Origin of the sequence: Actinomyces sp. MRS3W (assembly GCF_032465695.1) — a bacterium.
Taxonomy (GTDB): Bacteria; Actinomycetota; Actinomycetes; order Actinomycetales; family Actinomycetaceae; genus Actinomyces.
On sequence record NZ_JAWDJJ010000130.1, the window covers coordinates 1 to 1,988 of the forward strand.

The 1,988-nt window shown below is 71.4% G+C and carries 2 protein-coding genes; one reads left to right on the forward strand and one right to left on the reverse strand.

The window, feature by feature from the left end; all coding sequences use genetic code 11:
• Window positions 1-717: ABC transporter ATP-binding protein (locus RWX45_RS04460; protein ID WP_316022571.1), on the reverse strand; the 717-nt coding region annotated here is incomplete at its 3' end.
• A 193-nt stretch (window positions 718-910) separates the two neighbouring features.
• Between RWX45_RS04460 and RWX45_RS04465 the strand changes: the two genes are divergently transcribed.
• Window positions 911-1,988, forward strand: a 1,078-nt coding sequence (locus RWX45_RS04465; RefSeq protein WP_316022572.1) for a chromosome segregation SMC family protein, incomplete at its 3' end; no start/stop codon positions are given.

The window sequence follows — 1,988 nt, forward strand, 5'->3', positions numbered from 1 at the left end:
CCCGACCGCCGTGTCGGGGTCGCCGTCCACCTCGACGACGGCGCGCCAGCGCGGCTGTGCCGTGGCCTGCAGCTCGGCGACGGTTCCGTCGGCCACCAGCCGGCCCGCCTGAATAATGATCACCCGGTCGCACAGCCGCTGCACGACGTCGAGCTGGTGGGAGGAGAACAGGGTGGGTACCCCGGCCGCCGCCCGCTCGCGCAGCACCTGGCTCATGACGTCCACCGCCACCGGGTCCAGGCCGGAGAAGGGCTCATCCAGGATGAGTAGGTCCGGGTCCGACACCAGGGCGGCGGCCAGCTGCACCCGCTGCTGGTTGCCCAGTGAGAGCTTTTGCACCTCGTCCTCGCGCCGAGAAGCGATATCCAAACGCTCGGTCCACTCCTCACCGGCGCGGCGCGCCGCATTGGCGCCCACCCCGTGCAGGCGGGCCAAGTAGGTCAGCTGCTCGCCTACCTTCATCTTGGGGTACAGGCCGCGCTCCTCGGGCATATACCCGATGCGGCGGCGCAAGGCGGCATCAACCGGTGCGCCATCCCAGGTCACGGTGCCGGCATCCGCCGTCAGCACCCCCATGATGATGCGCATGGTCGTGGACTTGCCGGCGCCATTGGCCCCCACAAAGCCCACGATCTCACCGTCACCGAGCCGCAGCGACACAGCATCAAGCGCTTGCAGGCTTCCGAAGCGTTTGGACAGGTTGGAGACGTCGAACACCGGACCTCCGATCGGGGATGGACGAGGTTTCCAGGACACGTGCAGCTTGCGGAGTTGCATCCGTGATGTCAAGTAGACACGGGGCGGTGCCTGCGACGCCGGCCTGTCGTGTCCCGGCGGCCTGCCGGATGCACGCACACGCCGCCGTCCTGCCTGGCACCGGTCTGGTTCTGCTTGCCGCTATCGTTGAGGCGTGCACCTCAAGACGTTGACGATGAAGGGATTCAAGTCCTTCGCCTCGTCAACGACCCTGCGCCTGGAGCCCGGCATTACCGCCGTCGTCGGCCCGAACGGCTCGGGCAAGTCCAACGTCGTCGACGCCCTCACCTGGGTCATGGGGGAGCAGGGCGCCAAGAATCTGCGCGGCGGCTCCATGGCCGACGTCATCTTCGCCGGCGCCGGCTCCCGGCCCGCGCTCGGCCGCGCCGAGGTCTCCCTGACCATCGACAACACCGACGGCGCACTCCCCATCGACTACACCGAGGTCACCATCACCCGCACCCTGTTCCGGGGCGGCGGGTCCGAGTACCAGATCAACGGCTCGGCCTGCCGCCTGCTCGATGTGCAAGAGCTCCTGTCCGACACGGGCATGGGCCGCCAAATGCACGTGGTGGTGGGGCAGGGCCAGCTCGACGCCGTGCTCTCGGCCACCCCGGAGGAGCGGCGCGGCTTCATCGAGGAGGCCGCCGGCGTGCTCAAGCACCGCCGCCGCAAGGAGCGGGCGCTGCGCAAGCTCGACTCCATGGCCGCCGACCTCACCCGGCTGACCGACCTCACCGCCGAACTGCACCGTCAGCTCGGCCCACTCGCCCGGCAGGCGGCGGTCGCCCGTCGCGCCCACGTCATTCAGGCCGAGGTCCGTGACGCCACCGCCCGGCTACTGGCCGACGACGTCGTCCAGGTGCAGTCCCTGCTCCAGGCCGGGGATGAGGACCGGGCCCTCCTGGCCCGCCGCCGCGCCGGCGTGGAGGAGGCCGAGCGCGTTGCCCGGGCGAAGCTGGAGGAGCTCGCCGCCGTCGAGGCCACCTCCGGGCAGCGGCTGGCCGCGGCGAACGCCACCTGGGAGGAACTGACCGGTGCCGCCCAGTCCCTGGCGGCGCTGGCGGACGTCGCCGCCGAACGCGTGCGCGGCTTGAGCGGGGCGCCCCGGCCCGCCACCGGAACCGACCCGGAGGAGCTGGAGCGCCGCGCCGAAGCCGCCGCCGAACAGGAGGCGCAGCAGGCCGCCGCCGTCGAAACGGCCCGCACCGCCCTGGCGGAGGCCAGCCGGG